The sequence below is a fragment of the Kitasatospora sp. NPDC052896 genome, from assembly GCF_044547075.1.
Lineage (GTDB): Bacteria > Actinomycetota > Actinomycetes > Streptomycetales > Streptomycetaceae > Kitasatospora.
The window spans coordinates 529,716-553,637 of the sequence record NZ_JBITZU010000001.1; the positions used below are offsets into that span (position 1 = coordinate 529,716).

General features: G+C 72.6%; 25 protein-coding genes. 14 read left to right on the forward strand and 11 right to left on the reverse strand.

Going from position 1 to position 23,922, the window contains the following annotated elements:
• Window positions 1–78: 78 nt before the first annotated feature.
• Window positions 79–597 (reverse strand): GNAT family N-acetyltransferase, encoded by a 519-nt coding sequence (locus ACIGXM_RS02440; protein WP_396555981.1) that lies wholly within the window; start codon window positions 595–597, stop codon window positions 79–81.
• Window positions 598–738: 141 nt separating this feature from the next.
• Between ACIGXM_RS02440 and ACIGXM_RS02445 the strand changes: the two genes are divergently transcribed.
• Window positions 739–1,449 carry an ArsR/SmtB family transcription factor gene (locus tag ACIGXM_RS02445; protein ID WP_396555983.1) on the forward strand — a complete coding sequence of 237 codons (711 nt, stop codon included), beginning with the start codon at window positions 739–741 and terminating at the stop codon, window positions 1,447–1,449.
• 167 nt (window positions 1,450–1,616) lie between these two features.
• Here the strand turns inward: ACIGXM_RS02445 and ACIGXM_RS02450 are convergent, their stop codons facing one another.
• Window positions 1,617–2,093 (reverse strand): MarR family winged helix-turn-helix transcriptional regulator, encoded by a 477-nt coding sequence (locus ACIGXM_RS02450; RefSeq protein WP_396555985.1) that lies wholly within the window; start codon window positions 2,091–2,093, stop codon window positions 1,617–1,619.
• A gap of 226 nt (window positions 2,094–2,319) precedes the next feature.
• Window positions 2,320–3,243 carry an LLM class F420-dependent oxidoreductase gene (locus tag ACIGXM_RS02455; RefSeq protein ID WP_396555987.1) on the reverse strand — a complete coding sequence of 308 codons (924 nt, stop codon included), beginning with the start codon at window positions 3,241–3,243 and terminating at the stop codon, window positions 2,320–2,322.
• 411 nt (window positions 3,244–3,654) lie between these two features.
• Between ACIGXM_RS02455 and ACIGXM_RS02460 the strand changes: the two genes are divergently transcribed.
• Complete coding sequence (locus ACIGXM_RS02460; RefSeq protein ID WP_396555989.1) at window positions 3,655–4,602, forward strand: hypothetical protein; 948 nt, start codon at window positions 3,655–3,657, stop codon at window positions 4,600–4,602.
• Between the two features lie 37 nt (window positions 4,603–4,639).
• Here ACIGXM_RS02460 and ACIGXM_RS02465 read toward each other — a convergent pair whose 3' ends face one another.
• Window positions 4,640–5,587, reverse strand: coding sequence for a hypothetical protein (locus ACIGXM_RS02465; RefSeq protein ID WP_396555991.1), 948 nt, complete (start codon window positions 5,585–5,587; stop codon window positions 4,640–4,642).
• A 47-nt stretch (window positions 5,588–5,634) separates the two neighbouring features.
• On the reverse strand, window positions 5,635–6,159 hold the full coding sequence (locus tag ACIGXM_RS02470) for a SigE family RNA polymerase sigma factor (protein ID WP_396555993.1): 525 nt from the start codon (window positions 6,157–6,159) through the stop codon (window positions 5,635–5,637).
• Window positions 6,160–6,342: 183 nt separating this feature from the next.
• Here ACIGXM_RS02470 and ACIGXM_RS02475 point away from each other — a divergent pair, with 183 nt between their 5' ends.
• Genes ACIGXM_RS02475 through ACIGXM_RS02485 form a run of 3 tightly spaced genes read left to right on the forward strand, consistent with a single transcriptional unit; the run spans window position 6,343 to window position 7,881 of the window.
• Entirely contained in the window at window positions 6,343–6,963 is a 621-nt protein-coding gene (locus ACIGXM_RS02475; RefSeq protein WP_396555995.1) for a DinB family protein, read from the forward strand.
• Between the two features lie 41 nt (window positions 6,964–7,004).
• Window positions 7,005–7,394 carry a RidA family protein gene (locus tag ACIGXM_RS02480; RefSeq protein ID WP_396555997.1) on the forward strand — a complete coding sequence of 130 codons (390 nt, stop codon included), beginning with the start codon at window positions 7,005–7,007 and terminating at the stop codon, window positions 7,392–7,394.
• Between the two features lie 55 nt (window positions 7,395–7,449).
• Window positions 7,450–7,881 (forward strand): GNAT family N-acetyltransferase, encoded by a 432-nt coding sequence (locus ACIGXM_RS02485; protein ID WP_396555999.1) that lies wholly within the window; start codon window positions 7,450–7,452, stop codon window positions 7,879–7,881.
• Window positions 7,882–8,096: 215 nt separating this feature from the next.
• On the opposite strand, the gene ACIGXM_RS02490 is transcribed toward ACIGXM_RS02485, so the two are convergent.
• Window positions 8,097–9,320: a flavin-dependent oxidoreductase gene (locus ACIGXM_RS02490; protein WP_396556001.1), complete on the reverse strand. Its 1,224-nt coding sequence runs from the start codon at window positions 9,318–9,320 to the stop codon at window positions 8,097–8,099.
• A gap of 366 nt (window positions 9,321–9,686) precedes the next feature.
• Between ACIGXM_RS02490 and ACIGXM_RS02495 the strand changes: the two genes are divergently transcribed.
• Window positions 9,687–10,640, forward strand: a complete 954-nt coding sequence (locus ACIGXM_RS02495; RefSeq protein ID WP_396556003.1) for an esterase/lipase family protein — start codon at window positions 9,687–9,689, stop codon at window positions 10,638–10,640.
• 60 nt (window positions 10,641–10,700) lie between these two features.
• Window positions 10,701–11,495, forward strand: a complete 795-nt coding sequence (locus ACIGXM_RS02500) for a phosphodiesterase (RefSeq protein WP_396556005.1) — start codon at window positions 10,701–10,703, stop codon at window positions 11,493–11,495.
• Here the strand turns inward: ACIGXM_RS02500 and ACIGXM_RS02505 are convergent.
• Window positions 11,492–12,454, reverse strand: coding sequence for a D-2-hydroxyacid dehydrogenase family protein (locus ACIGXM_RS02505; protein WP_396556007.1), 963 nt, complete (start codon window positions 12,452–12,454; stop codon window positions 11,492–11,494). The genes ACIGXM_RS02500 and ACIGXM_RS02505 overlap by 4 nt on opposite strands.
• Window positions 12,455–12,576: 122 nt before the next feature.
• Here ACIGXM_RS02505 and ACIGXM_RS02510 point away from each other — a divergent pair, with 122 nt between their 5' ends.
• A complete protein-coding gene (locus tag ACIGXM_RS02510) occupies window positions 12,577–13,164 on the forward strand; it encodes an AAA family ATPase (RefSeq protein ID WP_396556009.1) in 588 nt (195 codons plus the stop codon).
• On the opposite strand, the gene ACIGXM_RS02515 is transcribed toward ACIGXM_RS02510, so the two are convergent.
• Together ACIGXM_RS02515 and ACIGXM_RS02520 are read right to left on the reverse strand one after the other, a co-directional pair.
• Entirely contained in the window at window positions 13,125–13,568 is a 444-nt protein-coding gene (locus ACIGXM_RS02515) for a VOC family protein (RefSeq protein WP_396556011.1), read from the reverse strand. The genes ACIGXM_RS02510 and ACIGXM_RS02515 overlap by 40 nt on opposite strands.
• A 158-nt stretch (window positions 13,569–13,726) precedes the next feature.
• Window positions 13,727–14,653, reverse strand: coding sequence for a UTP--glucose-1-phosphate uridylyltransferase (locus ACIGXM_RS02520; protein ID WP_396556013.1), 927 nt, complete (start codon window positions 14,651–14,653; stop codon window positions 13,727–13,729).
• A 388-nt stretch (window positions 14,654–15,041) separates the two neighbouring features.
• On the opposite strand from ACIGXM_RS02520, the gene ACIGXM_RS02525 reads away from it, so the two are divergent.
• The 5 genes from ACIGXM_RS02525 to ACIGXM_RS02545 all read left to right on the forward strand — a co-directional run bounded on the left by ACIGXM_RS02525 (window position 15,042) and on the right by ACIGXM_RS02545 (window position 21,287).
• A complete protein-coding gene (locus tag ACIGXM_RS02525) occupies window positions 15,042–15,962 on the forward strand; it encodes an ABC transporter ATP-binding protein (RefSeq protein ID WP_396556015.1) in 921 nt (306 codons plus the stop codon).
• 39 nt (window positions 15,963–16,001) lie between these two features.
• The gene (locus ACIGXM_RS02530; protein ID WP_396556017.1) at window positions 16,002–16,745 is read left to right on the forward strand and encodes an ABC transporter permease; all 744 of its coding nucleotides are present in this window, start codon (window positions 16,002–16,004) and stop codon (window positions 16,743–16,745) included.
• A 33-nt stretch (window positions 16,746–16,778) separates the two neighbouring features.
• Window positions 16,779–18,080 carry a histidine kinase gene (locus tag ACIGXM_RS02535; protein WP_396556019.1) on the forward strand — a complete coding sequence of 434 codons (1,302 nt, stop codon included), beginning with the start codon at window positions 16,779–16,781 and terminating at the stop codon, window positions 18,078–18,080.
• Window positions 18,052–18,684 carry a response regulator gene (locus ACIGXM_RS02540; RefSeq protein ID WP_396556021.1) on the forward strand — a complete coding sequence of 211 codons (633 nt, stop codon included), beginning with the start codon at window positions 18,052–18,054 and terminating at the stop codon, window positions 18,682–18,684. The genes ACIGXM_RS02535 and ACIGXM_RS02540 overlap by 29 nt, the downstream gene beginning before the upstream one ends.
• Window positions 18,685–18,794: 110 nt before the next feature.
• A complete protein-coding gene (locus ACIGXM_RS02545) occupies window positions 18,795–21,287 on the forward strand; it encodes a ricin-type beta-trefoil lectin domain protein (protein ID WP_396556023.1) in 2,493 nt (830 codons plus the stop codon).
• A gap of 86 nt (window positions 21,288–21,373) precedes the next feature.
• On the opposite strand, the gene ACIGXM_RS02550 is transcribed toward ACIGXM_RS02545, so the two are convergent.
• The gene (locus tag ACIGXM_RS02550) at window positions 21,374–21,769 is read right to left on the reverse strand and encodes a YrdB family protein (protein WP_396556025.1); all 396 of its coding nucleotides are present in this window, start codon (window positions 21,767–21,769) and stop codon (window positions 21,374–21,376) included.
• A gap of 145 nt (window positions 21,770–21,914) precedes the next feature.
• Between ACIGXM_RS02550 and ACIGXM_RS02555 the strand changes: the two genes are divergently transcribed.
• Window positions 21,915–22,820, forward strand: coding sequence for an oxidoreductase (locus ACIGXM_RS02555; RefSeq protein ID WP_396556027.1), 906 nt, complete (start codon window positions 21,915–21,917; stop codon window positions 22,818–22,820).
• Between the two features lie 175 nt (window positions 22,821–22,995).
• Here ACIGXM_RS02555 and ACIGXM_RS02560 read toward each other — a convergent pair whose 3' ends face one another.
• Window positions 22,996–23,739 (reverse strand): 4'-phosphopantetheinyl transferase family protein, encoded by a 744-nt coding sequence (locus ACIGXM_RS02560; protein ID WP_396556029.1) that lies wholly within the window; start codon window positions 23,737–23,739, stop codon window positions 22,996–22,998.
• Window positions 23,740–23,922 lie beyond the last annotated feature (183 nt).

Consider the following 23,922-nt stretch of genomic DNA (forward strand, 5'->3'; position numbering starts at 1 on the left):
CGCCCGCCCGCGCGGGTCGAAGAACGTGCCAGTGCCCGTCACCCGGCCGGCCCGTCGAGCGGAGTCACCGGTGCCGCATCAGGCGACGTTCGCCCCGTCGGTCGGACGGGCCCCTGTGGCCACCGGCGCGGTGAGTTCCTTCGTCATGAAGACGCGACTGGTGCCCGGCGGATCGCACGGGACCTCGCCCAACTCTCGCCAGCCGTGCCTCCGGTAGAACCCGGGGGCCTGGAAGCTGATCGTGTAGAGCACCGCCGCGTGGCAGCCGCGCGCGCGGGCCTCCTGCTCGGCGTGTCGAAGTACCCGGCTGCCGAGCCCGCTGCCGCGCAGCTCGGGCGGCAGGAAGAGGAGGTCGACGAAGAACAGCCCGAGCGAGGTGCGCCCGGTCAGTCCGCCGATCACCTGGTGCGTCTCGGGATCGCGGACCAGGACGGCGAGCGGTCGCCGGTCGTCGATTCCCGTCCTCTCGGTGTTGAACCGGTCCAGGGCCTCGGAGATGAGCGCCAGGTCCGCAGGCCGCGGGGCATCGGTGACATCGAGGTCCGCCCAGGTCCCGGGGTGCGGTGGCGCGCTGTCGGTCATGTCGGATTCGGGCATGGATCCTCCGGTGCGGTGGGCGGGGTTGGCGGGTCGTCCGGTGCGGGGCGTGTTCCGCGCACGTCGACGACGCTAGGGCGCGGACGCTTCGGCGGACGCCGAAGCGAGATCGCCGAAGCGAGATCGGTGACAATCGGATGCGTGGACGTTCGGCGCGCAGATGACGTGGGTGTGGACCTGGCGGCCGTGGCCCGGCTGCTGGCCGATGGGACCCGGGCCGCCTTCTGCCTGGCACTGCTGGACGGCCGGGCCTGGACGGCGACCGAGCTCGCGCGTCATGCCGGGGTCGCGGCGTCCACCGCGACCGAGCACCTGAACCTGCTCGTGCACGGCGGGCTTCTCGTCGAGGAGCGGCACGGGCGCCATCGCTACGTGCGGCTGGCCGGCACCAGGGTGGTCGAGCTGATCGAGAGCCTTGCCGCGCTGGCCCCGCACCGCGCCGCCCCGGCACGTTCGTTGGCGGCCGTCGGCCGTCGGCAGGCACTCGCCCGTGCGCGTCTGTGCTACGACCACCTGGCGGGAGCGGTCTCGCTGGCGATCACCGATGCGATGGCCGCGCGCGGGCTGCTCGAGTGGGGTCACGAGCCGGGGCTCACCGACGAAGGGGCGGCTTGGCTGGCCGAGGTCGGAATCACGCTGCCCGGCGGCTCGCGCAGGCCGCTGGTGCGTGCGTGCCTGGACTGGACCGAGCGCCGCCCCCACCTGGCCGGTGCCGTGGGTGCCGCACTGTGCGGCCACGCGCTCGCCGTCGGCTGGATCACCCGGATCGGCACCACTCGCGCGCTGGCCGTCACCGACACCGGCCGGCGAGCGCTACACGAGCGACTCGGCCTGCCACCGGCGGATCACTGAGCCCGTCGGGCAGGTGCCGGTGCCGTGGACGCCGGCGAACACGCTACGAGCCCGATCGCCGGACGGCGCGCCACGACGGGACGAGAGGCGCCCGAGGGCGAACGATGCCTGCTGGCGAGTCGTGCCTGATGGCGGGTGGTGCCTGATGGCGGGTGGTGCCTGATGCGCTACTGGCTCGCGTCCGAGGCGGACGGCCGCTGCTTCAGCTTCTGCCACACGACCTCCAGCGCGGCGATGTCGTCGTCGTCCAGGAGGTCGTTGAAGACCTCCGCGAGGGCTTCGCGGCGGGTGGCGTCCGCGGCGCCGAAGGCGTCGCGCCCGGCGGCGGTGAGCGCGACGCGGACCGAGCGGGCGTCGTGCGGGGAGACACTGCGCTCGACCAGGCCGCGCTCCCCGAGGGAGTCGATGACCCGGGAGACCTGGCTGCGACTGAGCAGGGTCTTCGCACCGAGGTCGGAGGCGGCGACGGGCTCGCTCTGGTCGTAGAGCCAGAGCATGACCTCGAACCAGGAGAGCGGCAGGTCGTGTGTGCGCACCAGGGCCCGATCGACCCGGGCGCTCAGCGTGGTGCCGGCCCAGACCAGTCCGTAGAACGCGTGGTCGCGGGCGGCGAGTTCGCCGAGGGTGATGTCGGTGCGTGGCATGGGTCGAGTTTAGCGCGCGAGTTGCGTGCGCACACACGGATCTGCTTGTGCGTGCGCACGCACGCACCCGGCCGCCGGTTTCGTGCGTGCGCACGCAACATCCGAACCATTGCGTGCATGCACACGCACACAACGCCCCCCTCAACCCGTGCGTGCACACGCAATAGTCCCCGGCGCCCCCACAACGGCCCGCCCGCCGAGCGCGCGGGCCGCCGGCCGGCCACGATCAGCCGAGCTGAGGCATCACCTCAGTGGCGATCAGCTCCAGGTGGTCCAGATCCTCCAGGTCGAGGATCTGCAGGTAGATCCGCCCGCAGCCGACTTCCTGATAGCGAGCGATCTTCTCCAGGACCTCGGCCGGGCTGCCGGCCAGGCCGTTGGTCCGCAGCTCGTCGACCTCGCGACCGATCACGGCGGCGCGGCGGGCCACCTCGGCGTCGTTCCGTCCCACACAGGCGACCAGCGCGTTCGAGTAGACCAGCTCGTCCGCCGGCCGACCATGCTCGGCGGCGGCGGCCCGAACCCGTCCGAACTGCTCCTCGGTCTGCTCGACGGAGGCGAACGGCACGTTGAATTCGCTCGCGTAGCGAGCCGCGAGCGCCGGCGTGCGCTCGGCGCCCATACCGCCGAGGAGCAACGGGATCCGCTCCTGCACCGGCTTGGGCAGCGCCGGGGAGTCGGTCAGCCGGTAGTGCGTGCCCTCGTAGTCGAAGGTCTCGCCGAGCTTGGTCTCCCACAGTCCGGTGATGATGGCGAGCTGCTCCTCCAGCCGGTCGATGCGGCGCTTCGGGAAGGGGATGCCGTACGCCGCGTGCTCCGTCTCGAACCAGCCGGCGCCCAGGCCGAGTTCGACCCGGCCGTTGCTCATCGCGTCGACCTGGGCGACTTGGATGGCCAGGACACCGGGCAGTCGGAAGGTGGCGGCGGTCATCAGTGTGCCGAGCCTGATGCGTTCGGTCTCGCGGGCGAGACCGGCCAGCGTGATCCAGGCGTCGGTCGGACCGGGCAGGCCATCGCCGTCGCCCATCTTGAGGTAGTGGTCCGAGCGGAAGAAACCGTCGTAGCCGAGCCGTTCGGCGGTCTGGGCGACGCGCAGCAGCGTCTGGTAGGAGGCGCCCTGCTGCGGCTCGGTGAAGATGCGGAGGTCCATGCCGCCCATCATGCCCCGGAGACAACCGCTCTCTGTTCATCAGGTGCCATCCTCGGCTGGGGACTTGAGCGGCAGCCCCCCGACACACGGGGCCGGCGGCCCGTCGCCGGCCGATCCGGCACGCGGCCTTCTCGCTTCACCGCCCGGGCCGCGCTTCCTCGTACTCGCCACCGACGCTCGGGGCTCAGGGGTCGAGATCCGAGCGCCCTCTTGTGAGGAAAGGGTGGGTGGTTGAACCCACCCACCCTCCCAACCGTCCCCACCCAACAGTGCCCACCGCCAAGGAATATGACTAATGGTCACGGAGTCGCCACGCAGTGCACACGTGGTGTACCGTCCGCACCAATAGACGAAGCAACCCCCGCCGGTGCTACCAACACCTGACGGGGGCCTAACTCACGGAGATGACCCGTGGCTTCTGCCAACCTTACCGCTGTCCCGCCCCCGATGGCCGCCCCCGGCTACGGAAAGCGCACCGCACCCGGCCAATCCCCCCGCCACAAGCTGGACTTCGCACACCTTCCCGAACGTGAGCGCTTCCTCGCCGGCCTGATCGACCGCCTCCCCGAAGGCGCCGCGATCGACGTCAAGACGCTCGCCAAGGAGCAGCCCCGCTACGGCCAGCAGGCCGTCCGCTCGGCCCTCAACGCGCTCTCCGAGGCCGGTCACCTGCGCCGGATCCGGGAGAACGTCGGCGAGGGCCGGACGCGCTGGGTCTTCCGGACGTACTTCTCCCGCGCCGCCAGGGACGACGCGTGGTGGGCACGGTTCCTCGACGACGGCACCGAAACGCCCTCACCTGATCTGACGGTTGGGCCATCCGAGGACGTTCACCCCAGCACTCACTCCTCGCCCGCCTACGACGCGCTCGCCACCCTCGGGTTCGCCGACGCCCGGATGGCGCTCTCCGCCCGGGAGTGCGAGGCGCTGGAACCGCTCGCGGCCGAGTGGCTGGACCGTGGCGCGACCGTTCCGCACCTCCACGTCGCGCTCACCGCCGGCCTGCCGCTGGACGTGCACAGTCCCGGTGCCTTCGCCCGCCGCAGGTTGACCGACAAGTTGCCGCCCGTACGCGCCCGCACCCAAGCCCCCGCCGCCGCTGTGCGCCGGAGGATGGAGTGCACCAACTGCCGGGCGCCCGGCCGACCGGAGTCACTGTCCGGCGGCCTCTGCCGGGTCTGCCACGGCGAACGTCCGCCGGCCCGCGAGTCGTCAGCCCCCCAGGTCCGGGCCCGGGTGGCACATCTCCGCTCGCTGGTCCACCGGCCGGGCGGAGGGAGCGCACCCACCGGACGAGCCGTTCCGAGTGATCAGCACTCCGTGGGCGACCAGCAGCCAGGTGCCGAAGTCGACGAATGACGACGGACCGCGCCCACCCGTCCGGGAACCGCGGGAGTCAGATGTCGCAGTCGCCCGGCTTCGATCCCTGCGGGCAGGGCAGGTGCGAGACGCCCGTCGCGAAGGCCGCCCCCGCGTCCAGCACCGACTGCGGCACCCGGAACTGCCACTGCGGGCTCTGCGCGATCGCCTCCCAGCCGGCGAGCCCGAGCGGCGGCTTGTCCCGGGTCACGGTGATCGCCGGACCGTGCTGGCCGGTGTACTGGTCGAGCGTCGCGTTCGCCGCGGTGATCGAGAGGTACGTGCCGTCGGGCCGGACCAGCTTGACGGCGTCGTCGTACAGGCCGACCACGTCGGTGGCGGTGATGTAGCCCACCATCCGGCTGCCGTCGGGCAGTTGGGCCGCCTGGCAGGCCGGTTTGTCGTAGTCGGGCTTGCGCGGGCCCTCGTCGGTACCGCCGTGCCAGCCGGTGCAGTCGATCGCGGGAGGCGTGTACCCCGGAGCGAACTTGCTCAGCTCCACCATGACGGTCGAGGCGCCGGCGCCGTCGTCGTACTGGAGCTCGATGTAGCGCGAGGTGGCGCTGTTTCTGAACTTGACCGCGTACGGGTCCAGCTTCGCCAGCTGCGCACCGGGTGGCAGCTGGTCGTGGAAGATCCCCAGCAGCCCCTGCCAGGTGATGTCCCGCAGCAGGGCGGGATCGATGCTCGGGCTCGCGGACGTGGCCGCGGAGGCACCGGCGGACGGGACGGCGGAGGCACTGACGGACGCCGGCGCGGAGGCCGCCGGGACGACCCGCGGCCCGCCGCGCCCCACCCCCAGCGTCGCGCACACGGCCACCACCCCAGCGGCCACCGCCGCCGCGCCGACCGTCCGCAGTCCCCGGCGGAGCCGGCGTCGTCGGCGGCCCGTCCGGCTCCCCGCCGCGACCATCACCGCCACCGGCGGGTCCAGCTCCTCCACGCTCTCCGCGAGCATTCTGGTCAGATCCTCTTCAAAGTCCATCGCGAAATCCCTTGTCGTCGCGGTAGTCCCGGTAGTCCCGTGCCTGCTCAGTTGCGGAACAGCAGCTCGCGGTCCTCCCCCAGCAGTTCCCGCAGCCGGGCCAGCGAGCGCGTGTTCAGGCTCTTCACGGCGCTCGCACTGCACCCCAGCGTCTCGGCCACCGCCTCGATGCTGTAGTCCTCCAGATACCGCAGCACCACCGCCGCCCGGTTGCGCGGCGGCAGCACGCGCAGCGCCGCCACCAGCGTCAACCGCAGCTCGGTCCCGCGCTCGTGCCCGTCCCCGTCGTCACCGGACAGCCGATCGGGCACCGTCTCGACCACCAGCTCGCCCGAGCGGCGGAGCCGGCGGTGCGAGAGGTAGGTGCGCAGCAGCGCCTTCCGCGCGTACGCGTCGATCTCCAGCACCCGGTCCTCGCGCTGCAGCCGTCCCCACACGGCGAACAGCTTGGCGAGCGTGGTCTGCACGAGATCCTGCGCCTGGTGCCAGTCCCCGCACATCAGGTACGCGACCTGGAAGAGTCTGCGGGCCCTCGAAGACGCGAACTCCTCGAAGCTGAGCGCCTCTTGCATGTGGTTCCCCCGGGTGGTCCTGCGCTGTCCGTAACGATCGTCACCGGATAGGACGCCGTGTCCCGGGCCGAGGTATCACGGTGACGGAGAAACGGATGGCGAGCCGGTGCCGGCTGTGACAGGGTGACGGCCGGCAGATGAACCCGTCCCCCGGGGCGGTCCGGCGCGCCACAGGAGCACCCGATGAAGACACCACCCCGTCTGGACCCGCTGCTCCAGCAGTTCGACTTCGCCCGCAAACGCCTCACCGACCGGATGGCGGGCCCGTTCATGGACAGCGGCAACGGGACGGACGTCGCGGTCATCCCGATGACCGACGAGGAGTACCGCTGGGAACCGGTGCCCGACTGCTGGTCGGTCCGCCGCCACGCGGACGGGCCGGGGCCGCGCGCGGACCTGCTGACCGGCGGGGGTGAGTGGGGACGCGACGCCACCTCCGCCGAGCACCCGTTCCCGCCGCCCTTCACGACCATCGCGTGGCGGCTGAGCCACCTCAGCGCGCTGCTGGCCATCCGCGCCGACCACACCGTCGGCAGCCACACGCTGATGGCGGACGACGTCCGGGTCGCGGGGGACGCGGCCGGGGCGATCGCGGCCTTCGACGCCGGCGCCGGGGCGTGGCGGGAGGCGCTGCTCAGCGCCGACGACAGCGCGCTCGACACGGTCGGACACAGCAGCTACCCCTACGGCAGTGACCCGGAGGATCCGTTCGTCGAGACGGTGTGGTGGGTCAACCAGGAACTGCTCCACCACGGCGCCGAGATCGCGCTGATCCGCGACCTGTACCGGGCCCGGCAGCGCTGATCCCCGAGGAGGTTCCCGGCCGGGGACGTAGGGTTCCGCACATGACAGAGCGACGTACGATCCTGAGCGGTTCGACCTTCGAGGAGCAGATCGGGTACGCCAGGGCGGTGGTCGACGGGGACTGGGTGCACGTGTCGGGAACCACCGGGTTCGACTACGCGACCATGTCGATCTCCGACGACGTGGTGGAGCAGGCCGAGCAGTGTCTGAGCAACATCGAGGCCGCGCTGAGCGAGGCGGGGTGCGGCTTCGCCGACGTGGTGCGGGTGCGCTACCTGCTGCCCGAGCGCGCCGACTTCGAGCCCTGCTGGCCGGCCCTGCGGCGCTGCTTCGGCGAGGTCCGACCGGCCGCGACGATGCTGGTGTGCGGCCTCGCCGATCCCCGGATGAAGATCGAGATCGAGGTGTACGCACGCCGTCCGGTGGGGTAGCGGCCGGCGCGGAAATCCGCTCGCCCGGGCTTGGGCGGGCTGCTTGGATCCGAGCATGGACCCTGAACTCCCCCACGGCTACGAGATCTCCACCGACCCCGCGCGGCTCGACGCCGAGCTGATCCACCGGTGGCTGTCGCAGGACGCCTACTGGGCGCTCGGCCGGGCCCGCGAGACGCAGGACCGGGCCATCGCCGGTTCGCTCAACTTCGGTGTCTACGAGAGCACTTCCGGTGCCCAGCTCGGCTACGCGCGAGTGGTCACCGACCGGGTCACCTTCGCCTGGCTCTGCGACGTCTACATCGCACCCGCCGTCCGTGGCAAGGGACTCGGCACGGCGCTGGCCGCCGCGGTCCGCGACCACCTCGCCCCGTACGGCCTGCGCCGCGTCATGCTGGCCACCGCGGACGCCCACGAGGTCTACGCCAAGGTGGGGTTCGCGCCACTGGAGAAGCCGGCGAAGTGGATGGTGCTGGGCAACCAGTGAGGCGACCGAGCGGCACGGGACGGGCAGCGGCGCGCCCGCCCACAGGAGTACCAGTGCCTCCAGGGGCTGACGGGCCAGATCCCCCTCCAGCGCAGGTGGCCCGGGCCGGCCCGGGAACGGCGGCTGGTCCTGCCCGGTCCCGGCGGGTCGGCCGGGACCGGGCAGGACGCCGCTTCCGGGCAGCCGCCGAGCGGTTCGTCCTGCCGGAACTCCCCTCAGGAGTGGTCCAGCGACGGGCGGTTGTTGAGCACGTCCACGTCGCTGCCGGTGGCGTGGCGGTAGGTCGCGGTGATCCGGGCGAGGTCCTGCGGGGTCCGCCCGACGTCGCCGTGCATGGCACGGTTCGCCCGTACGACGGACGCGGTCACCTCGCGCCGCACGGCCTCGTACCCGGCCAGGCCGTGGGGCACGTCGGCGGCCCGGGCGAGTTCGTGCGCGAGCACCCGGGCGTCGACGATGGCCTGGGACGCGCCGTTGGCCCCGACCGGGTACATCAGGTGCGCGGCGTCGCCGAGCAGCGTGACCCGGCCGCGCCCCCAGTCAGGGAGCGGGTCCCGGTCCACCATCGGGTACTCCAGGAGCAGTTCGCTGCCGCCCACCAGGCCGGCAACGTCGAGGCCACCGACCGTCCACTCCCGGAAGTGCGGCAGCACGTCCGCCAGTCGGCCCGTACGGTCCCAGTCCGTGTCCTCGTCGAGCGTGCTCGGCCCGCCGACCCGGACCTGGCAGACCCAGTTGATCCGGTTCCGGCCGATCGGGTAGGCGATCAGCTGGACGTCCCCGGCTTCTCCGTCCTGTGCGATCACCATCGAGCGGCCGTCCAGGAACGGTTCGCTCCTGGTCACACCTCGCCACATCCGGACGCCGGACCAGCACAACGGCCCTTCATCCGGGTGTAGTTGGGCACGGACGGCGGAACGCAGCCCGTCCGCACCGACCAGCGCGGCGGCGGCGAACTCCGTGACGGCGCCGGTCTCCCGCTCCAGCAGGCGGACTTGGACGGCTGACGGGCCGTCGTCCGCGAAGCCCGTCAGCCGGGTGCCGGTGCGCACCGCGTCGGCGCCGAGCCGTTCGCGGACGGCGGCGAGCAGCAACAGCTGCAACTCGCCCCGGTGGATCGCGTACTGCGGCCAGCGGTAGCCCTGGGCGGTCCCGCGCGGCTCGGTGAAGATCTCGTTGCCGTACCGGTCGCAGTAGACGGTCCGGTCGATGGCCACGCCGCACGCGGCGAGCTCGGCGCCGAGGCCGAGTTCGGTCAACTCGCGTACGGCGTGCGGCTGCAGGTTGATCCCCACCCCGAGCGGGCGGATCTCGCGGGCACTCTCCACCACGACCGCGTCGATCCCCGCGGCGCGCAGGCTCAGTGCGGTGGTCAGCCCGCCGATCCCCGCTCCGGCGATGAGCACCGGCTCCCGGTAGTGCTGACGGCTCTCGATCACGCTCAGCTCCTCGTCTCGATGCCTCCAGCCTGGCGCAGCCGGCTGCGAGAAGTCCAAGAACTTGTTTCTCTCGCGACCAGAAGCAGTGATTATGACGCTGTCAGGATTCCTTGCCACCGCCTCCCTGCCAGGGCAGCGCTCGGCATCCGCGCGACCCGCCACCGCCTCCCACCGGCGAGCGACACCGCCGGCGGGGCTCGGTGCCAGTTCGTGCGCGGGGACTGGGCAGGGGCTTGACGCAGCAGTAACTTACCGGCCAGTTCAGCAGTTGACGGCGTGCCCCCACGCACGCCGGCTCAGGCCTGGTGCGGTCGTCGTGACCGGCCGGACCGGGCTCTGACCTCCATCCCCCACTCGGAGGACGTCATGCCCACCACCCCCACCCATTCCCGCCTGCCCGGACGACGGCGGCTCGGCTCGCTCGCGGTCGGCTGCGCGCTGCTGGTCGCCGCGCTCGCCGGGGCCACCGGCCCCGCCAACGCGACAGCGGCGACGAACACGACGAACGCGAACCCGCAGGACGACCCGGTGACCGCCGCGCAGGCGCTCGCCGCGCCGGGTGTCCCCGGCGCCAACGACTGGTCGTGCAAGCCGAGTTCGGCCCACCCGCGACCGGTGGTGCTGGTCCACGGCACCTTCGCCAACGGCTCGGTCAACTGGGACACCGTCGCGCCCGCGCTGGCCATGGACGGCTACTGCGTCTACGCGCTCACCTACGGCGCGATGCCCGGCATCCCCGTGCTGCGGGCGATCGCGCCGGTGGCGGACTCCGCGCAGCAGCTGGCGACCTTCGTCGACGGCGTGCTGGCGGCGACCGGCGCCGGGCAGGTGGACATCGTCGGCCACAGCCAGGGCGGCATGCTGCCGCGCTACTACATGAAGTTCGACGGGGGCGCGAGCAAGGTGCACACCCTGATCGGGCTCGCCCCCAGCAACCACGGCACCACGCTGGACGGGCTGGCCACCCTGGCACAGTCCTTCCCCGGCGCCGCGGCGCTGGTCGGCTCGGCCTGCCCGGCCTGCACCGACCAGCTGGTCGGCTCGGCCGCCCTCACCGCGCTCAACGCCGGCGGCGACACGCTGCCGGGCGTGACCTACTGGGTCATCGCCACCGAGGACGACGAGGTGGTGACGCCCTACCAGTCGCAGTTCCTGAGCGGGCCGGACGTCAACAACGTGCTGGTCCAGGACCTCTGCCCGCTGAACCACCCGGACCACGTGCTGATGGCCGTCGACCCGGTCGTGCTGCACGAGATCCGCCACGCGCTCGACCCGGCGGACGTGTCGACCGCCGACTGTTCGGCCAACCTGACCGGCTGAGTCGGCCTCCCGGCCCGGTGCGGGTGGCCAACGCCCGCGCCGGGCGGGGAGAGTGTCGGCATGGCCTTTGCGATAGCGCACCTCAGCGATCCGCACCTCACCACCGGCCTGTTGGCCGGTGAACCGGCCAGCGGGCTGCACCGGGCGCTCGGCCGGGTGCTCGTCCTCGACCCGCTGCCCGACTGCGTGGTGATCACCGGCGACCTCACCGACCACGGACGGCCGGACGAGTACGCGGCGCTGCGCGAGGTGATCGGAGGGTTCCCGCTCCCGGTCCACCTGGTGGTGGGCAACCACGACGTGACACGGGAGGTGGTGCGGAGCTTCGGGGGCAGCGGGTTCCTCGGAGCCGGACACGCGACCAACTACCTGGTGGAGTACCCGGGTTCGACCGTGGTGGTGCTCGACTCCACCGCGGCGGCCGGACCGGGGACCTCCGGGGGGCGCCTCGGGTACGCCCAACTCGACTGGCTGGACGAGGTGCTGGCGGAGCGGGCGGGACTGCCGGCGTTCGTCTGCCTGCACCACCCGCCGGCGGAGGTCGGCATCCCGTTCCTGGACCGCACACGGCTGGCCGACGGCCCGGCGCTGGCCGGGGTGATCGCCCGGCACCCGCACGTGGCCCGGGTCTTGGCGGGCCACGTGCACCGGGCGATCAGCGCACCGTTCGCGGGCAGCACGCTCGGGATCGCGCCCAGCACGTACCGACAGTCCGACCTGAGGCTGGTGGACGACCGCCCGCCGGGCTACCTGCACGAGCCGACCGGCTTCCTGCTGCACCTGCTGACCGGGACGGGTTCGGCGACCCACACGGTCGCGGTGAGCCACCCGGCCGGGCTCACCCGGCACTTCTAGGCGGTCAACGTCCGGATCGGCGAACCGGCCAGGAAGGCGGCGATGTCGGCCACCACCTCGGGGAAGTACGTCCGGTAGTTGGCCTGCGTCACGTAGCCGAGGTGGGGGGTGGCCAGCACGTTGGGCAGGGTGCGCAGCGGGTCGTCCGCGGGGAGCGGCTCGGTCTCGAACACGTCCAGGCCGGCGCCGGCGATCCAGCCCTCGGTCAGGGCCGTCAGCAGGGCGGACCGGTCCACGATCGCGGCCCGCGCGGTGTTGACGAGGTACGCCGAGCGCCGCATCAGCCGGAGTTCGGGGGCGCCGATCAGGCCCCTGCTGCGCTCGCCTAGCGCGAGATGGATGGAGACGAAGTCGCTGCTCTCCAGCAACTCCTCCTTCGAGGAGGCCAGTTGGACACCGAGCTCGTCGCACCGCTGGTTGCCGAGGTGCTGGCTCCAGGCGATCACGTCCATCCCGAACGCCCGGCCGACCGTCGCCACCGTGCCGCCGATCCGGCCGAGCCCGATCAGACCGAGTCGCCGGCCGTGCAGGTCGGTGCCGATCGTGCTCTGCCAGGGACCGCCACCGCGCAGCGCGGTGTTCTCGGCGACCAGGTTGCGGGCCAGGCCCAGGATCAGCGCCCACGTCAGCTCGGCCGGCGGCAGTCCGGAACTCGCCGTGCCGCAGACCGTCACGCCGTGCGCGGCCGCGGCGGCGAGGTCGATCGAGGCGTTCTGCCTGCCACTGGTGACCAGCAGCCGCAGCCGGGGCAGCCGAGCGAACAGCGCTGCCGGGAAAGGCGTTCGCTCCCGCATGACCACCACGATCTCGCAGTCGCCGATGGCGGCCACCAGTTCGTCCGGGTCGGCGAAGTGCCGCGGGTGGCTCGTCACGTCGACCGTCCCGGCGATCGACGACCAGTCCGCCATGGTCAGCGCCACACCCTGGTAGTCGTCGAGCACCGCACAGCGGATCCTCATCGCACACCTCCCCCGCCGTCGGGCACCGCCCGACGGATCAGCCGAGTCGATCACAGCCAGACCGGGAACCACCTGACTGGTCCCGGTATTCCGACCGGGACCACGATCCTAGGATCACGGGCGTGCTGACGATTCTGGTGAACGGGCTGCCCGGAGCGGGCAAGACCACGCTCGCGCGGGCACTGGCGGCCGAGTTGGGCCTGCCGTTGCTCAGCAAGGACGCGATCAAGGAGACCCTGGCGGACACGCTGGCCGACGCGCGGCCGGCCGGCTGGTCACACCGGGAGTGGAGCAACTCCCTTGGCGCGGCGGCCGGCGAGACCCTGTGGACGCTGCTGCGCGACGCGCGTGGTGACGCCGTGCTGGAGGCGCCCTGGCTCGCGCCGCTACGGCCGGTCGTGGTGGCCGGGATGCGCCGGGCCGGGGTGAGCGCGATGCAGGAGGTCTGGTGCGAGGTGCCGGCGGCGGTGGCCCGGGCCCGGTTCGACGCACGGACCCCCGAGCGGCACGCCGTGCACCTGGAGAGCGGCGGCGCGCTGACCGAGGAGCACTGGGCGGGTTGGGTCCGCGGCGCCCGTCCGCTGGGCCTGGGCCCGGTGCACCGGACGGACACCGGCCGGCCGGTGGACGTCACGGCGCTGGCGGCGCGGCTGCGGGCGGGGGCTCCCGCTCAGCCGGGCCAGCGGCGCGCGCAGAGGACGAGGCGGTAGCCGTCCGGGTCCTGGACGGTGACGCCGTGCTGGTCCCAGTACGGGTTGTGGGCCGCGGCCCGGGTGCCGCCGGCGGCCAGCAGGCGGTCGACCAGGGCCGGTTCGACCGGCGTGCCGAGGTAGACGACGAACAGGTCGTCCACGGTCGGGGTGGGATCGAGCGGGCGCTCGGGGTCGTGGGTGAGCTCGAAGTGCCAGGCGCCGCCGGCCGGGCCGACCATGAGGAGGTCGTGCTCACCGGAGACCCGCTCGGTGGTCCGCCAGAGCACGTCCAGGCCGAGGCCCTCGACGTAGAAGCGCTCGGCGGCGGCCAGGTCGCGCGAGGGGCGGGCGACCCGGATCGGAGTCGTCGAGTTGACCAGGGGCGTGGAAGTCGCGTCGGCCGGAGGCGTGGGATCGATCATGGCGATGAGGCTAGTCGTTCCTCGCGACAGCGGGGGCGGGATCCGGCGGGGCCGGCGAGTGGGAGCGGTCCGGTCGCCAGGGAGCCTCCCGCCCCCGCGCGGGTGCGCCCCACCGCTGCTCCCGGCCCGGTGACGGCCCGGGCCGGGTGCGCGGCGGCTCAGCCGACCGGCGCGGGAGCGGTCTCCGGGTCGGCGCCGAGGGTCTGGGCCAGCCGGCGGAGGGTGGGGCCGTACTCGGGGTGGGCGAGGGCGGCGGCGAACTGGGCGGTGAGGTAGGCGAGCGGGCTGCCGGTGTCGTACCAGGTACCGGAGATGACCTGACCGTAGACCGCGCGGCGGGCGGCGTAGGCGTTGACCGCGTCGGTCAGGTAGATCTCGCCCTCGCGGTGCTCGTGCCAGAGCCGGGTCTGCTCGCGCAGCTCGTCGATGATGCCGGGGGTGATGACGTAGCCGCCGATCGCCGCGTACGCCGAGGGCGCCTCCGCCGGCGCGGGCTTCTCCACCAGACCGGTGATCCGCAGCAGCCCCTCCCCCAGGTCCTCCTTGACCACCGGGACCCCGTACCGCGGGGCGTCGGCCGGGTCGTCCATCGGCATCAGCGCCAGCACCGGGGAGTTGGTGGCCTCGTACGCGGTGATCAGCTGCTGGGCGCGGGGGACGTCGGCGACGAAGACGTCGTCCGGCCAGAGCACCAGCAGCGGCTCGTCGCCCAGGTTGCGGGCGGCGTTGAGGACGGGGGTGCCGTTGCCGTACGGGCCGTGCTGGTGCAGGTAGGTGATGTGGCCGCGCCGGGCCAGGTCGGCGACCTCCTCCACGGCGTCGGCGTAGCCGTGCTTGCCGGCCTCGCGGAGCTGGGCGACCAGGCCCGGGTCCGGCTGGAAGTGGTCCTGGATCAGCCCCTTGCTGGCCGAGACGACGATGGTGATGTCGGTGATCCCGGAGTCGATCAGCTCCCTGACGGTGTGCTCGACGACCGGCTTGTCCCCGACCGGGAGCATCTCCTTCGGAGTGGCCTTGGTGAGCGGCAGGAGGCGGGAGCCCAGGCCGGCGGCCGGGATGACGGCCCGGCGGATGGCGGTGGTCATGCGTGCTCTCTTTTCGAGTCGCGGTCCTGCCGCGCCAGTTGGCGCGACAGGTCGGACGCTACCAACCATGAGTGAGTGATTACCGGGAGTTCCTGAACGCCTGGCGTGCCCTCCGCGAGCTCCTCGCGGGGGCACTCGCAGGTCGACTGCGCCTGGGACATCAACCAATTGGTGGATGCCTGGTATCCACCGGATCGGTGCCCGGCGGAACCGGGAGGTCGATCCGGGGGCGGGGTCCCGCGCGGGAGGCTGATGGCACCGGGGGAGAACGCCGGTCCGGACCGGCGGTCAACGGTCAGCACTCAGCGGTCATCACTTAGCGGTCAGCGTTCAGCGGTCGACGGTCATCTGTCCAAGGTCCGCGGTTCACGAGGGGAGATCACAGGCCATGGCAGTCATCGAGGTCGAGCACCTGCACAAGCGCTACGGGCAGGACATCGCCGTGCACGACGTCTCGTTCACGGTCGAGGAGGGCGAGATCTTCGGCGTCCTCGGCCCGAACGGCGCCGGCAAGACCACCACCGTCGAGTGCCTGGCCGGCCTGCGCCCGACGGACGGCGGGCGGGTCTCGGTGCTCGGCCTCGACCCCGGCCGGGAGCGGGAGCACACGGCGCTGCGTCAGGTGCTGGGCGTCCAGCTCCAGGAGAGCGGGCTGCCCGACAAGCTGAAGGTGCGCGAGGCGCTCGACCTGTACGCCTCGTTCTACCGCGCACCCGCCGACGTGACCGGGCTGTTGACCCGGCTCGGCCTGGCCGACAAGGCCGGCACCCGCTACAAGCAGCTGTCCGGCGGTCAGAAGCAGCGGCTGGCGATCGCGCTGGCGATGGTCGGCAACCCGCGCGCGGTGGTACTCGACGAGCTGACCACCGGCCTGGACCCGCACGCCCGCCGGACCACCTGGGAGTTGGTGGAGCAGATACGCGACGCCGGCGTCACCGTCCTGCTGGTCACCCACTTCATGGAGGAGGCCGAGCGGCTCTGCGACCGGGTCGCGGTGATCGACGCCGGCCGGGTGGTGGCCGTGGACACCCCGGCCGGGCTGGCCGCCCGGGCCGGCGAACGGCAACGGATGCGGTTCCGGCCGTCCGCCCCGCTCGACGACGCGCTGCTGCTGGCACTGCCCGAGGTGGACGCGGTGGCGTGGCACGGTCCGCAGGTCGAGATCAGCGGCACCGGGAACCTGGTGCAGGTGGTCACCTCACTGCTGGCCCGCCGGCAGATCGTCGCCGCTGACCTTCGGGTCGAACAGGCCAGCCTGGACGACGCGTTCATCGCGCTGACCGGGCAGCGGCACGCCGAATCCGCCTGAGCCCACCCCCACCCCCACCCCCACGTCGAGGAGACCGAGATGAACATCGCCATGACCCGCAAGGGCTTCCGCACCCTCACCATCACCCAGGCCCGGCTGCTGCTGCGCGAACCCGCCGCACTGATCTGGCTGCTGCTCCCGGTGCTGCTGGTCATCGTCTTCGGCAACATCCCGGCCTTCCAGAGCGCACAGGCATCCCTCGGTGGCAAGCGGGTGATCGACGTCTACGTGCCGACTCTTGCCGCGATGGTGCCGCTCTTCCTGGCCCTCACCGGCCTCCCCATGACGATGGCGGGCTACCGGGAGAAGGGCGTACTGCGCCGGCTCTCGGTGAGCCCCGTACCGGCGGCCGGGCTGCTCGCCGCCCTGGTCACGGTGATCGCGGCGCTGGCGGCGGCCGGGGTCGTGCTGATCGTCGGGATCGGCGTGCTGGCGTTCCACGTGGCGGCACCGGCCAACATGGGCAGCGTGATCGCCTCGTTCCTGCTCGGCGGCACGGCGGTACTGGCCCTCGGCCTGATGGTCGCCGCGGTGGCCCGCAGCGGCGCCATGGCGAGCGCGCTGGGCGTCCCGCTGATGGTGCTGAACTTCTTCGCCAGCGGCCTGTACTTCCCGATCGCCCAGATGCCGCACCTGCTGCGCACGATCGCCGAGTTCATCCCGTTCGGTGCGGTGATGGACGCCTGGGCCGGACAGGGCGCGCTCTGGCAGCACCTGGCCGTGCTGGCCGGCTACACCATACTCGGCAGCCTGGTCGCGGCCCGGACCTTCCGCTGGGAGTGACCGGAACCACCGACCGGGGCCAAGATGGCCACCGTGAACCAAGATCCCGCGCAGGGCCGGCTGAGCCTGCTGACCAACCGCTACCTCCCGTACCTCGGGCTGGCCCTCTCGGTGGTGCTCGCCACCGCTCTCGGTCCCAGGACGGCCGACCATCTGACGCTGGTCCTGGGGCTGTCGGTCCTCACCGCGCTCTGGCAGTGGCTGATGTCGGTCCCCTTTCCGGTGGAAGAGCGGCACCGCGTCAAGGCGGTGGTCTTCTACTTCGGCCTGGCTCCGCTGATCGGATCGCTGGTGGTGCTGAGCCCGCTGTTCGGGTTCTTCGCCTTCACCGGCTACCAGCAGGCGGGCGTGCTGCCGCGCCGACTGCGGCCGGTCGGCATCGTGGTGATCGCCGCGCTGATGGCCACCACGCAGGTCGGCGGAGTGGCCAACCTGCACGGCGGACTGCTGGTGCTGTACGGAGGATTGGTGGTGGTCAACGTGGTGGTCGCCGGACTGATCGTCCAGCAGGCCCTCGAGGATGACCAGCGCGGCCGTCAACGATCCCAGCACATCGACGAGTTGGCCGAGGCCAATCGGCGGCTGCGGGAGACCATGGCGGAGAACGCCGGCCTGCACGCGCAGTTGGTCACCCAGGCGCGCGAGGCGGGTGTGCTGGACGAGCGCCAGCGGCTGGCCGGCGAGATCCACGACACCATCGCGCAGGGGCTCACCGGGATCGTCACCCAGCTGGAGGCCGCCGAACGTTTCGACGACGATCCGGAACGCCGGGCCCGGCACCGTGAACTGGCCCGCCGGCTGGCCCGCGAGAGTCTCGCCGAGGCTCGCCGCTCGGTGCAGGCGCTGCGCCCGGGCCCGCTCACCGAGGCCCACCTCCCCGAGGCGATAGGGGACTTGGCCGACCGGTGGTCGCAGACCTCGGGCGTGCCGGTCCGGGTGGAGGTGACCGGCAGCCCGGTGCCGCTGTCGCCCGCGCTGGAGGTGGTGCTGTTCCGGGTGGCGCAGGAGGGGCTGGCCAACATCGCCAAGCACGCCCGAGCCTCGCGAGCCGGGCTCACGCTCTCCTACACGCACGAGGTGGTGATGCTCGACGTACTCGACGACGGCCTGGGCTTCCACTGCGAGCCCGACAACGGCTTCCACGGCGGGAGCTCGACCGTCCCTTCCTCCCGCCCCGACAGCTACGGCCTGACCGCCATGCACCAGCGGCTGCACCAGGTCGGCGGCACGCTGGAGATCGAGAGCAGCCCCGGCGAGGGCACCGCGATCAGCGCGAGCGTGCCGCACTCCCGGGAGACAATGCCCTATGACCATTCGTCTGCTCATCGTCGATGACCACCCCATCGTCCGGGACGGTCTGCGCGCCGTCTTCGAGGGCGACCCGGACTTCGAGGTCGCGGGCGAGGCCGGCGACGGCGCCGAGGGCGTCAGCCGGGCGCGGGCGCTGGGCGTGGACGTCGTGCTGATGGATCTCCGGATGCCGAGGATGGGCGGCGTCGAGGCGATCCGCCGCTTGCGCGAACTCGCCCCGGAGATCCGGGTGCTGGTGCTCACCACCTTCGACAGCGACGCCGACGTGCTGCCGGCCGTGGAGGCCGGTGCGACCGGCTACCTCCTCAAGGACGCCCCGCGCGACGAACTGGTCCGCGCCGTGCACGCCGCCCACCAGGGCCAGGCGGTGCTGGCCCCCACCGTCGCCCAGAAGCTCCTCGGTCGGATGCGCGAACCGACCCCCTCCCCCTCGGAGACCCTCACCGACCGGGAGTTGGAGATCCTCCGCCTGGTCGCCGCCGGCACCACCAACAAGGAGGCCGCCAAACGCCTCTTCATCAGCGAGGCGACGGTCAAGACCCACCTCCTCCACCTCTACGCCAAGCTCGGCGTCCGGGACCGCGCGGCAGCGGTCGCCGAGGCCTACAAGAAGCAGCTGCTGAGCTGACCGGCGGCCCACCCGCTCGGCCCCCGGTGGCCAAGAACCCCCTTGCCCGGGGTGCGGGAGGACCCACTAATCTTCGCCTGCACTTCCTAATCTTCCGGGGGAGGACCACCATGAGGGAGCGCGAAGGCGTCCCGAGACGTCGCGTTCACCGCCTCGCCAGAGGCGTGGCGACCGTCTCCACACTCACCACCCTGCTGGCCGCCGGTCTCGCCGGCACCGCACAGGCCGACACCGGCAAGCCGGCCACCCCGCACAGCACGACCGCTACCCCGCACGGCACGACCGCCGCCGTCGCGGGCGACGTCACCGGCGACGGGCTGCCGGACATCGTCGCGGCCACGGGCAGCAGTCTCACGGTCTTTCCGGACCACGGCGCCCCCTACACCGCCGCCACCCCCAGCCAGTCCCCCGAGCGGTCCGAGCCGTGGAGCGACTACCTCGTCGCCCACCACGGCAGCCTGACCGGCTCGGGCCCGGACGACCTCTACGCGCTCAGCACGGTCTCGCACACGCTGTACCTCGTGCCCAACGACGCCGACTCCGGTGGTACCGCGGGGCACTTCAGCCAGCCCCAGCTCGCCGTCCAGATCGCCAAGCCCGCCTGCCCGACGGCCGGCGGCGACTGCACCGGCTACGACCCGACCTGGAACTCCACGACCCAGATCGTCGCCCTCGACGGTCTCGGCGGCCCGGGCACCCCGCCCGCGCTGATCACGGTCGAGGGCACCCTGCTCTACTACTACCCCGGCATCGGCGGCGGCCAGTTGGGCACACCGGTGCTGCTGAGCAACGGCAACTGGTCGAACACCACGGTGTTGGCCCCCGGCTCGACCGGTGGCACGCCCACCCTGTGGGTCCGGGAGAACCGCACCGGCACGCTGACCAGCTACCCGCTGAACCTCAGTGCTGACGGCACCCGGACCGACTTCCTGGTCCCACCGGCCACCTCCCAGCTCAAGTCCGCCGTCCGGCTCGCCAGCGGCAGTGCGATGTGCTTCGCCCGCGGAAGCGACGGCAGCGCCGCGATCGACGTCTGCGGCGCCGGGGGCGACCAGTTGGTGTTCGGCACCGACGGCACCGTGCAGACCGGCGGCCAGTGCCTCGACGCGGCCTCCGCCGCGGCGCACCCCAGCACCCCGCTCGGGTTCCTGCCCTGCGACGGCCGTGCCTCCGAGCACCACTGGGTCGCGGGGCCCGGCGGCACGCTGGTGGACAGCGGGTCGAACCAGTGCGTCACCCTGGTCGGCTCCGTCACGAACAACGGCATGGACTACCTGAGCCCCTGCACCGGGGCCCAGGCGCAGACCTGGAGCACCGACTCGGTGGGCGCCGCCGGCCCGCTGCCGACGCCCGTCCCGATCTCGCCGCTGAACGTCTACCAGCCGACCCCCGACTCCGGCAGCGCCCTGGTCGCCCCCGGTGACTTCACCGGTGACGGATTCCCCGACCTGGTCGAACTCGGCACCGATGCCGTGCTCTACCCCGGCGCGGCAGCCGCGAACGGAGCACCGCGGTTCGGCGCACCGGTGACGCTGGGCCAGGTCGCCGGCTACCGGCAGAGCGCCGTCATCGACGCCGCCGATCCGATGCGGAGCGGCGACGCCCTGTACTCCGCCTGCGGCTGGCTGCACCTCGAGCCGAACGGCTACCTGGTGCTGACCTCGTACACCGGCAAGCAGCTGTGGTCGGCCGGCACGTACATCGACAACGGCCAGCCGGTCGCCTCGATCGGCGACGACGGCGACCTGTGGATCACGCAGGTGAACCCGACCGGTCAGCCGCTCTGGTACTCCCCCGCCGCCGCCGGAGCGGGCGCCCGCGCCACGCTCGGGGACGACTGCAACTTCGAGCTGCGGAACTCCGCCGGCACCCCGGTCTGGTCCACCCAGACCTACGACCCCGCCCACGATCTGACCGGTCACGTGGTCACCGCCGGCACCGTGCTGCCCAGCGGCAGCAGCCTCACCTCCAACGCCACCCAGCTGGACATGCAGGCCGACGGCAACCTGGTGCTCCACAACCTGAGCACCGGCCACGCCCTGTGGGCCGCCGGGACCTGGAACCACCCCGGCGCCCACGCCGTGCTGCAGGCCGACGGCAACCTCGTCGTCTACGGCGCCGACGGCACCGCCCTCTGGTCCACCGGCACCTGGGGGCACCCCGGCGACCACCTGGTCGTCCAGAACGACCGGAACGTCGTCCTCTACGACGTCAACGACCGGGCCCTGTGGTCCACCGGCACCGCCAACCCCGACACCCTCGGGCAGCCCCTGGCGAGCGGTGCCACGCTGGCGCCCGACGCCACGCTCGCGTCCGTGTCGGGTTCCCTGCGGATGCAGACCGACGGAAACCTCGTGCTGACGGGTCTCAAGAGCGGGCAGCCACTGTGGGACAGCGCCACCTGGAGCCACCCCGGCGCCCACGCCACCATGCAGGCCGACGGCAACCTCGTCGTCTACGGCGCCGACGGCACCGCCCTCTGGTCCACCGGCACCTGGGGCCACCCCGGCGCCGACCTGGTGATGCAGAACGACGACAACGTCGTCCTCTACGACGCCGACGGCAAGGCCCTCTGGTCCACCGGCACCTACGGCCGCAGCTGACCGGGGCTGACTGACATAGCAGGGCCGGGAGTTGGCGGGATTCTCGCCAACTCCCGGCCCTTCCCGGTCCTTCGGTGTCCGTCGCGTCAGTCGCCGCCCGGCGCGGCGCGCCGAGCGGTCTCGGCCAGCGCCGTGTTCGCGACCATCACGGCCCCGACGACCACTGCCGCGACCGGGTGCCCCACCCCGTACAGGGCCGCGGCGCTTCCACCGAGGACCAGTGCCTTGACCAGCAGCACACCGGGAAGGGCCGGCCGCAACCGCGCCCGCGGGGCGGCGAACAGCCCCCACAGCACGATGGCGAGCAGCGGCGCGCAGACCCCGAGCAGGACGCGAAGGGCGAGGCCGCCGCCGGTGGCGAAGCCCCACCAGCAGAGCAGACCCAGTGCCACCAGCTCCAGCAGGAACGCCAGGATCTCGTTCGCGACGTACCAGGCCCGGCCGTCCGGCACGAGCGGACCGGGACCCTTCGCCTCCGTCATGAGCGCTGCCCCTCCTCCGTCGCCGCCCCCGGACACCCCAGCATGGCACGAAGGGCAACGGCCGGCCCGTGGGGAACTTCGAAGACCCGGCGATCCTTCGCCGAGGCCCTCACCATCGGCGACCGGCCGTGCGACACTGCGGATCATGACCTCAGCGGCAACCACCGCGGCGAACGCGGGCACTTGGCGACTCGGCGACCTGACCATCAACCGGATCGGCTTCGGTGCCATGCGCCTGACCGGTAGCGGTGTCTTCGACCACGGCGCGCCGAGCGACCGCGACCGGTCGATCGGCGTGCTGCGGCGCGCGGTCGAACTCGGCGTGAACCACATCGACACCGCGTCGTTCTACTTCTCCTCGCTGCGCTCCGCCAACGAGCTGATCAACAGCGCGCTGGCCCCGTACCCGCAGGACCTGGTCATCGTCACCAAGGTCGGGCCGGGCCGCGATCCCTCCGGCGAGTGGTACACGGCCCGGCCCGAGCAGTTGCGTGGCCAGGTGGAGGAGAACCTGCGCCAGCTCGGCCGCGACCACCTCGACGTGGTGAACCTGCGCCTACTCCCCAGCATGCGCGAACTCCAGTTGTTCGCCGATCACTTCGGCGTACTGGCCGAGCTGCGCGCGGCCGGGCTGATCCGCCACCTGGGCCTGTCCGCCATCGGGCCCGAGCACCTCGCCGAGGCCCAGGCCATCGCGCCGGTGGTCTGCGTACAGAACCGGTACAGCATCGACGCGCGACCCGCGGACGCCGAGGAACTCCTGCGGGTCTGCGGCGAGCAGGGCATCGCGTTCGTACCGTTCTTCGCCATCGCCGGGGAGGGACGCGAGGAGGGCGTCCGCGAGGACGACGAGCAGGTGCTCGCCGTGGCCCGGGCGCACGACGCGACGCCCGCACAGGTCCGGCTGGCCTGGACGCTCCAGCGCGGCCCGCACGTGCTCGCCATCCCCGGAACCGGCAACCCGGACCACCTGGTCGAGAACCTGGCCGCCGGCGCGCTGCGGCTCTCCGCCGAGGAGTTGCGCCGGCTCGACTCCCCGGGCAGCGCCTGAGCCCCACCGGGAGTCACGCAGAAGTCGCCCTGGATGAGGGCATGCAGGTGCCCGTCGTGCCATCCGTCCGCGTGCAGCAGCGCACTGCGCACGGCTCCGCTGACGGATCGCCGGATCCCGGCCGGCCGCCACCAGGGCGTCCACGTCACCGAGGTACCAGGGTGCAGCGAGGCGGTCAGCGCAGGGCGGACGCCGGCAACTCGCGGGTGTGCACGGTGATCGGCGCACCCTCCGGGTGGTCAGGCGGCAGGTGCAGGGCGAGCGCCGTGCCGTAGCCGGGTGCCGAGGGGACGTCCACCAAGGCCCACCCCGACGGGGCCGACGGCTGCCCGCCGGTGCCGACGTACGGCTCGGCCACCCCGTAGGCGATGCCGATCCCGACGCCCTTCAGGTACGCCTCCTTGCGGGTCCAGCAGCGCAGCAGACCGTCCGCCCGCTCGGCCACCGGCAGCACCGCCAACTCCGCCTGCTCGGCCGGATGCAACTGCCCCCCGACCTCCAGGCCCGCCGGGCCCGCGAAGGCCGCCCGTTGCTCGACGTCCACCCCGACCGGCCGGCGGGCGAGCGCGATCACCGCCGCCCCGGTGGCGTGCGTCAGCGAGAAGTCCACCCCGCCGCCCACCACCTCCGGCCGTCCGTGCGGGCCCCCGCACCCCGGGCAGACCGCCCGCGAGAACGACACCTCCCCCGCCGGGATCCCCAGGCACGACCCCAACACCACCCGCAACGCGACGTGCGCCACCCGGTAGAGCGCCCGGTCGACCGGCCGCGCGAACGCCGCGGCCCGCTCACGCTCCGCCGCGCTCAGTACGGCTTCCCCCGCCTCGGCCGCCGCCGTGGACTCGGGGTCCACCGCGACCCACCACACCTCCGCCTCAGCCGCGTCCAACCCAGCCCCGGCCACCGGGATCAGCTCCATCGACTCCCCACGCCTCCCTGCCGCGCCACTGCCGACGTCCACCCTGTCACAACCCCCGCCCCGAGCCCGCTGCTGGCATGCCTCCCGCACACCGGCCCTGCCCCGCGCTCACCGGCAAGGACCGCGGCACCGCCGGCCCGTGCCACCGAGCAGAACCGGCTCGGTCACGATCTTCACGGTAGG